This is a genomic window from Tsukamurella soli, from assembly GCF_039541155.1.
Classification (GTDB): domain Bacteria; phylum Actinomycetota; class Actinomycetes; order Mycobacteriales; family Mycobacteriaceae; genus Tsukamurella; species Tsukamurella soli.
Genome location: NZ_BAABFR010000051.1, coordinates 25,198 through 33,644 on the forward strand (window position 1 = coordinate 25,198; position 8,447 = coordinate 33,644).

General features: G+C 72.3%; 8 protein-coding genes. 1 reads left to right on the forward strand and 7 read right to left on the reverse strand.

Features of this window, described 5'->3' with window-relative positions:
• Nucleotides 1-27: 27 nt before the first annotated feature.
• From ABD908_RS15940 to ABD908_RS15970, 7 genes are read right to left on the reverse strand one after another with little or no spacing between them, the layout of a single operon-like run.
• Entirely contained in the window at nucleotides 28-2,694 is a 2,667-nt protein-coding gene (locus ABD908_RS15940) for a molybdopterin-dependent oxidoreductase (RefSeq protein ID WP_344997664.1), read from the reverse strand.
• 5 nt (nucleotides 2,695-2,699) lie between these two features.
• Nucleotides 2,700-3,497, reverse strand: coding sequence for an FAD binding domain-containing protein (locus tag ABD908_RS15945; RefSeq protein WP_344997646.1), 798 nt, complete (start codon nucleotides 3,495-3,497; stop codon nucleotides 2,700-2,702).
• Between the two features lie 28 nt (nucleotides 3,498-3,525).
• Nucleotides 3,526-4,872, reverse strand: a complete 1,347-nt coding sequence (locus ABD908_RS15950; RefSeq protein WP_425584387.1) for an amidohydrolase family protein — start codon at nucleotides 4,870-4,872, stop codon at nucleotides 3,526-3,528.
• Nucleotides 4,869-5,804 carry a factor-independent urate hydroxylase gene (gene pucL / locus ABD908_RS15955; RefSeq protein ID WP_344997650.1) on the reverse strand — a complete coding sequence of 312 codons (936 nt, stop codon included), beginning with the start codon at nucleotides 5,802-5,804 and terminating at the stop codon, nucleotides 4,869-4,871. The genes ABD908_RS15950 and pucL overlap by 4 nt, the downstream gene beginning before the upstream one ends.
• 4 nt (nucleotides 5,805-5,808) lie before the next feature.
• On the reverse strand, nucleotides 5,809-6,120 hold the full coding sequence (gene uraH / locus ABD908_RS15960) for a hydroxyisourate hydrolase (protein WP_344997652.1): 312 nt from the start codon (nucleotides 6,118-6,120) through the stop codon (nucleotides 5,809-5,811).
• On the reverse strand, nucleotides 6,117-6,608 hold the full coding sequence (uraD, locus tag ABD908_RS15965; RefSeq protein WP_344997654.1) for a 2-oxo-4-hydroxy-4-carboxy-5-ureidoimidazoline decarboxylase: 492 nt from the start codon (nucleotides 6,606-6,608) through the stop codon (nucleotides 6,117-6,119). The genes uraH and uraD overlap by 4 nt, the downstream gene beginning before the upstream one ends.
• A complete protein-coding gene (locus ABD908_RS15970) occupies nucleotides 6,605-8,071 on the reverse strand; it encodes a nucleobase:cation symporter-2 family protein (protein WP_344997656.1) in 1,467 nt (488 codons plus the stop codon). Before ABD908_RS15970 ends, uraD begins: the two co-directional genes overlap by 4 nt.
• Nucleotides 8,072-8,222: 151 nt before the next feature.
• Here ABD908_RS15970 and ABD908_RS15975 point away from each other — a divergent pair.
• On the forward strand, nucleotides 8,223-8,447 hold a 225-nt coding region (locus tag ABD908_RS15975; RefSeq protein ID WP_344997658.1), incomplete at its 3' end, for an NTP transferase domain-containing protein.

Below are 8,447 nucleotides of genomic sequence, written 5' to 3' on the forward strand. Positions count from 1 at the left end.
GCCGACGGTCGGGTGCACATGTTGCGATCACGAACCGACGGTCGGGTGCACATGTTGCAGCCGCCAGATGCGGTCACGGGTCAGCGGCAGGTCGCGGCAAGCGACACCCAGCGCCTCGGAGATCGCGGCGGCGAACGCCGGTGCGACCGGGTTGTACGGCGCCTCGCTCATCGACTTCGCGCCCAGTGGGCCCAGATCGTCGTGGGTGGCCGCGAACACGACCTCGGTGTCGGGGACGTCCGCCATCTGCGGCAGGTGGTAGTTGCGCAGCTCCGGGTTCTCGACGCCGCCGTCCGGCCCGACCCGCATCTCCTCGAACATCACCGTCCCCAATGCCTGCGCCACGGCGCCCTCGACCTGCCCGCGTAGCTGCTCGGGGTTGAGGACGGTGCCGGCGTCGGCGGCGTGCACGGAGCGCAGGATCGCGACCTCACCGGTCTCGGGATCCACCGCCAGGTCGAAGCCGTGCACGTTGAACGCGAGCGAGCGGGGCGTGCCCTCGTGCCGGCCGCGGGCGACGATCCCGGCGTACTCGGGCAGGTCGAGCGCCGCGAGATCTACTGCGCCGGGGTCGATACCGTGCCGCCGGGCGGCCTCGGCCCGCACGGCGTCGGCGGCCGCCTGGGCCGCCTGCCACACCGCGCGCCCGGCGACGACGGTGCCGGCCGAGCCGAACGCCCCCGTGTCGTGGCCGACGACGTCGGTGTCCGACTGTCGGATCGCCACGGCACTCGGCGGTACGCACAGGGCCCGCGCCACGAGCTGTCCCAGGACGGTGGTGGTCCCGTTGCCGAACTCCGCGGTCCCGACGGACAATTCCGGCCCGTCCGGGGTGATCGCGACGGTGGCGTCGGCGACGTGGCCGCGTGGCGGGAGCGTCGCGATCATCGCCAGGGCGACGCCACGTCCACGCAGCCACCCGTCGGGTGTCGCCTTCGAGGACCGCAGCCGAGCGGCCACGGCGTCGAGGCACTGGTCCAGCCCGTAGCTGCCGCCGTAGGTGAGGTCACCGTCGGCGGGATCGGGTCCCTCCGTGTGGAAGTCGACCAACGGGTCGCCGGGCCGGATGACGTTGCGTCGGCGGAACTCGATCGGGTCGAGGCCTATCCGCCGCGCCAGCTCGGTCATCGCGCCCTCCACCGCGAACTGCACCTGCCCCAACCCGTAGCCGCGGAACGCCCCGGACGGCACCGTGTTCGTGTACACGGCCCGCGCCGCGATCCGCTTGTTCGCGCACCGGTACACGGCGACCGACTCACTGCACCCGTGGAACAGCACCCCGGTCGAATGATTGCCGTACGCACCGGCGTTGGACGTGACGTCCAGGTCGAGCGCCGTGAGCACGCCGGCACCGTCGCACCCGGCGCGCACCCGCACGGTGAACGGGTGCCGGCAGGGGGCCGTGGTGAACTGTTGCCGCCGGGGCATCTCCGCCTGCACCGGGGCGTCCAGCAGGAGCGTCGCGAGGGCGACGTATCCCTCCAGCAGCATCTCCTGCTTACCGCCGAAGCCGCCGCCCACCCGCCGTGCGAACACCCGTACCTCCTCCCGCGGCAGGGACAGCAGGTGCGCGATCTCGTCGCGGACCAGGAACGGCACCTGCGTAGAGCTGACGATCACCAGCCGGCCGGCGTCGTCCCGCCACGCCCGCGCGCCGTGTGTCTCCAGGTGCGCGTGCTGCACGCGGTGCGTACTCCAGGTGCCGTCGACGGTGGCGGCGGCCGCGGCGAGTCCCGCCTCGACGTCGCCGCACCCGCCTCCGCCCGCCGCCACGATGTTGTGTGCGGGATCGGCGATCCGGGAGTCGGGCCCCGCGTCGGGGTGCAGCACCACATCGCCGCGCAGCGCATCCTGCGGGGTCAGCACGGCGGGCAGCTGCTGGTACTCGATCCGCACGAGATCGGCTGCGCGGGCGGCGGTCCGCGGGTCGTCCGCGACGACCGCGACCATCCGCTGCCCGATGTAGCGGGCGACGGTGTCGAACAGGACGGTGTCGTCGGGGTCGTCGGTGCGCAGGTGGTGCCGCGCCCAGGAGTGCCGGACGCCGGGGTCGTCGGCGGCGGTGAGGACCGCGCGCACGCCGTCGACCGACCGCGCCGCAGCCGAGTCCACCCGCAGCACGCGCGCGTGTGCGTGCGGGCTGAGCACGAAGGCCATGTGCAGCAGCCCGTTCGGCGCGGGCTGGCCCGGCGGGTCGTCGAGGGTGTACGGCTCGGTGCCGGTGACGACCCGGGCCGCCGCGGGAGCGCGGGGACAGTCGGCACCCGGGGTACCCGCCAGCGCCGACCGGATGGCGCGATAGCCTGTGCACCGACACAGGCTGCCCTTGAACGCCTCGGCGGGATCGCGCGGGCCCAGCCCGGCGCGGTACGCGGCAGCGGTGACCACCATGCCGGGGGTGCAGTAGCCGCATTGGAATCCGGCCGCCGCCACGAAGTCCCGGGCCACCTCGTGCATCTCACCGGCCGGCGCCAGGCCGGCCGCCGTGGTGATCACGGCTCCGTCGGCGCGCACGGCGGGGGTGATGCACGAGTGGCGGGGCCGCCCGTCGAGCAGCACCGTGCACGCGCCGCAGTCGCCGTGGTCGCAGCCGCGTTTCACCGCGTGGGCACCCGCGTCGCGCAGGGCCGTGCGCAGGCACTGCCCGGGCGCGACGTCGAGGGCGACGGGGCGCCCGTCGACGGTGATCTCGATACGGGTCATGCGCCGCCCCAGCCGAGTTCGTCGGCGATGCGGCCCGCCAGGACCCCGGTCACGTGCCGCCGCCAGTCGGCGGCGCCGTGCACGTCGTCGACGAACAGGTCCGGGTCGATCGCCGCGCCGACGGTGCCCCAGTCGGTGAGGCCGGTGAGCACGACCGGCCGCACCGTGGACGCCGTCACCGTGAGCATCCCTGTGCCGTCGGGCAGGGTGCGGCCGATCAGGAACGCGGCCGACCGTCCGCGACTCGACGGTGCGAGCTTGCGGTGCGCCACGGGGCATTCGAGGGCCGCGGCCGGGTAGGTGATGCGGCGGATCAGGTCGCCCGGGCGCAGCACATTGGTCTGGGACCCGGTGACGAAGTCGCGCGCCGCGACGTCCTCGTCGGATCCGTCCGCGCGCCAGATCTGTACGGTGGCGTCGAGCGCGACGGCCACCGCGATCATCGCGCCGGCGGGGTAGGACAGCGCGAGGTTACCGCCGACGGTGGCGGCGTCGAGGACCTTGAACGACGCCAGCAGCGCCCGCGCGCCCGCGTCGAACAGGGCGGCGCCGGGCCAGGACGCCGGGAAGGGATGCGCCGCCACCGCGGCGAGCGTCGCGGTGGCAGCCAGCTCGATCCCGCTCTCGCGCACCGTGATCGGCCGCCAACCGAGTGCCAGCAGGTCTACCAGCTCGGTCACCCCGAGCTGCGGTTCGGAGAAGACCCAGGTCCCGCCCGCCAACGGCATGGCGCCGACGGGGATGTCGGCCCGGGCGGCGGGTGTGGCGATGCGGGTCACGGTGGGCAGGTCCATGTCTCCTGACTCCGGCTCGGGGCGGCGATCAACCGACGACGCTGACGCCGCGCACCAGGACGTCGGCGATGGCCGGTTCGCGCAGGCCCAGCAGCAGCGAGAACAGCTGCGACTCGGGCGACTCGGGCGCATGCGTGAGCACCCCGTCCAGCGCGGGCCAGCGGTGCGGCTCGATGATCAGCACGTCGGCCTCCTTCCCGACATCGAAGTTACCCGTCACGGAGTCCAGGTCCAGCGCGCGCGCCCCGGCCAGCGTGCACAGCTCCAGCAACCGCGCCGGGTCCAAGGCGACGGACGCGGCCCCGGGCTCGCTGATGTGCGCCTTGTAGCAATCGGCCGCGACCCGGGACAGCAGCCACTCGTCGCCTGCCCCGACGTCGGTACCCAACGCCACCTCGACGCCGGACGCGACGGTCCGCCGCCACGGCATCGTCCCGGACCCGAGGAAGAACTGGGACGTGGGGCAGTGCGCTATCGCCGAGCCGGCGGCGGCGAGCCGGGACAACTCGTCGTCGTGGCAGTGCACCGCATGCGCGAACACGCTGCGGCGTCCGAGAAACCCGTCGTAGGCGTCGAGATAGCGGTCGACGCCGTACGCCGCGCACGTCGAGGCCACCTCGCCGTCGGGCCCGGCGTCGTTCTCCGACAGGTGCGTGTGGAAGTAGACCCCGCGGTCGCGGACGCTCCCATAGAACGCGGCGAGCGTCGTCATGTCCCGCGGCCGAAGCGACAGGGCGAAGCGCGGTACGACCGCCGCTGCGATCAGGCCGCCGCCGGCGCCGTGCCATCTCTCGATCTCGTCGGCGCACAACGACACCGCGGTGTCGATGTCGGTGAGCAGCGGGGCCGCCGACGCGGGGCCCGCGGTCTGCACGCCGCGGCCTGACACCGTCCGTAGACCCACCTTCAGCGACTCGCCCAGCAGTGCGTCCTGCGCGGAGGGGAACGCGGAGCCGAACACCAGCGCGGTCGTCGTGCCCGCCGCGACCCGGCGCGCACAGAACGCCGCCGCGGCACGGGCCGCGTGCTCGGGGTCCGCCAGCCGCGTCTCGGCCGGGAAGATGCAGCGCTCGAGCCAATCGAGGAGCTGCCCGCTGGCAGACCCCCCGTCGCCGCGCTCTCCCGAGGCGTAGGCGTCCGTCGAGAACACCTGCGGGTAGTGCACATGCGTGTCGACGAAGCCGGGCAGTAGGAAGCGGGGGTGTTCGCCCGCGACGACCGTCGCCTCCACCGCGGCCGGATCCCGGGCGAACTCGGCCCAGCGCCCGCGGAAGACGACGCGGCCGTTCGCGATCGCGAGGACACCGTCGGGCTCGGACCGCAGCGTGCCGGACGCGTCGACGTCGAACAGATGCCCCCGGTAGGCGAGCGTCAAGCGAGCCAACCGCGGTAGGGGACCCACGCGTTTCCGGCTTCGGGCGCGTCCTCGCGGGACAGAGCGGCCTGGATCAGCCCGTACGGGCGGTCGTCGGCGTGGAACACCTCGCCCTTGTTCTCCACGCCGAACGGCTCCAGGGCGTACAGGAAGTGGTGCTTGTTGGGCGCCGACAGCCGTACCTCCGCGACCGACGGGAACTCCTCGAGGATCGCCTCGCCGATCCGGTGCAGGGTCTGCTGCAGCGCGAGCGAGTGGACGGTGGCGAACTTCGCGATGATGATCTCCCGGACCCGCGCGTACACGCCGTCCCAGCCCAGCTCGCCGGGATCGGTGCCGGCCAGCCGCCACTGCGCGACGAGCGAGGTCGCCATCACGCGGTCGTCGGTGGGTTCGAGCACCGTGTACTCGTCCTTCAGGAAGCCCTTGAACTCGCTGCCCGTGGACTTGAGCACCACGAGATCCTTGATGCCCGAGACGATCTGCGTGCCAGACTCGTCGTGGGTGACCGCTGCGGTGCGCACCTCGGCGGAGCCGCGCACCCAGGTGTGGTCGTGCTCGGTGCCGTCGACGACGGCCCGCACCCATGCGTACTCCTCCACCTCGATGCGTGCCTGCTTCACCGGCGTGACGTCCGCGACGTAATGCGTTGCGAGCGCCAGCGCGTACGCCTCGGGGGAGTCGATCCCCACCTCCTTCGCGTACGAGTACGCCGTCTGCTTCTGGGTGTCGGTGGGCAGCACGGCACCCTGGTCGCCGGTGAGGTACGCGTTCTCGAAATCGCCGCGCAGGCAGCTCGATACGTTGAGATCGCGGATCTCGTGTCGCGGGGTGTCGCGAACGATGCGGACGACCCTGTTCTCCGCCTTGCCGTACTGGTGGTCGGACAGGACGATCCGTCCGGAGAGTGCGATCGATTCGGAATCGGGCATGGTTTCAGCTCCCGCGGTAGGTGGAATAGGCGAAGGGGGACAGCAGCAGCGGTAGGTGCAGGTGCCCGCCGGGGGCGTCGAAGACGATGGTGACCTCGGGGTACAGACCGTCGGGGAAGTACGCGCCGGTGTCGAAGGTGATCGCGTACCTGCCGGGGCCCACGATGGCGAGGTCCGTGATGCGCCCGTCGTGGTCGGTGACGGCGGCGGCGATCGGGGCACCGTCGGCGGTGGTGAGCGCGAGCGTGACCCCGGCGGCCGGGCGGCCGGTCGTGGTGTCGAGCACGTGCGTGGACAGCGTCGTCTGGCCGCTCACTTCGCCTCCGTCTCGAGGATGCTGCGCAGCCGCAGCCGGTTGATCGTGGCCAGCTCGCCGCGCAGCACCCGGCGCTCGACGTCGGGCGGATTGTCCAGCCGGGCGCGCAGGACGGCCAGGAGCTCGTCCGGCCCGCGCCCGGCCGCGGCGACGAGATACACATGCCCGAACCGCTGCTCGTACTCCGCGTTGCCCTCCGCCAGGGCGGTACGAGTCCCGGCGTCGGCCGTGAGGACGGCTGCCTGCTCGCGCACCGACGACGCGTGCGTCGATCGTTCGCCGATGCGCGGGTGGCCGGCGAGCGCGAGGTCGACCTCGTCCTCGGGGAGCGCGGCGAGCGCGGAATCGGCTGCGGCGTAGGCGTCGTGCACGCTCGCGTACGGGCGCGCCGCCGACACCGTCGCCGCCCATGCGGGCGACGCGCACACTCCGCGCAGGACATCGCGCGCGGCGTCCGCGTCGAGCCCGTTGAATTCTGCGAGCGTCACGCGGCCTCGCTGGGGCAGGTGACCCGCACGGCCTCACCGGCCTCGAACGCGCCGCCCTCCGCGAGGATCCGCAGCTCTGTGGTGGACACACCGCCCGCCGGGGCGGCCGCCAGAGTGGACCCGCCGGCGCGGCCTCCGAACACGTTGAACAGCAGGTTGAGCAGCACCGCGGCGATGGCGGTGGACGAGATACCCGAGTCGAAGATGGTCTGGAACCACGACGGGAACCGCGACCAGAAGTCGTCGGTGACCACGGGGATCATGCCGAGTCCGACGGCCGTGGCCACGACGATCAGGTTGTTGGTACCGGAGTACCGGACCTTGGTCAGCGTGCGCACCCCGCTCGCCGCGACCGTGCCGAACAGGACGATTCCCGCGCCACCCAGCACGGGGCTGGGGATCAGGTTGAACACCCCGGAGGCCATGGGGGACAGGCCGAGGACCACCAGGACCAGGCCGCCTGCGGCCACGGCGAATCGGCTCTTGATCCCGGTGATCGCCACCAGACCGACGTTCTGCGCGAAGGCGGTGGCAGGGAAGGAGTTGAACACGGGCGCTACGACCGACGAGGTCATGTCGGCGCGCAGGCCGGCGCTGACCCGCTTCGAGTCGATGCGGGTGCCCACCACCTCCGCGACGGCGAGCAGATCTGCCGTGGTCTCCACCATGATCACCAGTATCGCGATGGTCATCGACACGATGGCGCCGATCTGGAAGATCGGGGCGCCGAAGGCGAACGGGTGCGGCAGCGCGAACACCGATGCGCCGGACAGCGAGGCCGTCGACACGTCGCCGAACAGTGCGCCGACGACGGTCCCGATCACCAGGCCGCCGACGATGGCGATGCGGGTGAACCGGCGGATCCGCGACAGGATGAGGACTGCCGCGAGGGTGACGGCCGCGAGTGCGACGTTGTGCGGGGCCAGGTAGTCGGGGTTGTCGACCGTCTTGGCGCCCACGGTGATGGTCTGCTGACCGGTGATCCAGCCGGCGGCGGTGGGCATCAGCGACAGGCCGATCACCGTGATCACCGAGCCGGTGACCACCGGCGGGAAGAGCTGGATGACCTTGGCGAACAGGGGCACGATCAGCACGCCGATCACGGCGGCGACGATGATCGCCCCGTACACGGAGCGAAGGCCGTGCTCGCCGCCCTTGCCGATGATCGCCAGCATCGTGGCGACGGTGGCGAACGAGATGCCCTGCACCAGCGGGAGCTGCGCGCCGAAGCCGGGGACGCCGAGCGTCTGCAGGAGAGTGGCCAGGCCGCTGATGAACAGGCACGAGGACACGAGGATCACGCGGTCCGTGGTGCTGAGGCCGGCGGCACCGCCGATGATCAGGGGGACGGCGATCACCCCGCCGAACATCGCCAGGATGTGTTGTATCCCGTAGCCGAAGCTGGTGGCGAGGGGGAGACGCTCATCCTCCGGTCGCGTTGGGGCGATGTCGATCCGACTCATCGTCTCATCACAGACCCCACCTGTTATCTATCGGTGGCGCAGATGTTTCCGCAGGGAAAATCGCCAGGCCGCCCGCTGCGGGACCGCCGCCGGGGTGGCGGTGTGCAGTCGCCGTCTGGCAGGGCGGTCGGCGCCGTGCCACACTGGCGGCATGGTGGTCGATCCGTCCGGGGTGGTGCTCGCGGCCGGGGCGGGAAGCCGGTATGGAATGCCGAAGGTTCTTGCCGCGCAAGGAGACTGGCTCTCCGCGGCGGTCTCCGCTCTGCGCGGTGCGGGGTGCGTCGACGTCGTGGTCGTGCTCGGCGCCGCCGTCGTTCCCGTGCCGGGCGCCCGCGCCGTCGTGGCGGCGGATTGGGCCGGCGGGCTGAGCCGCTCG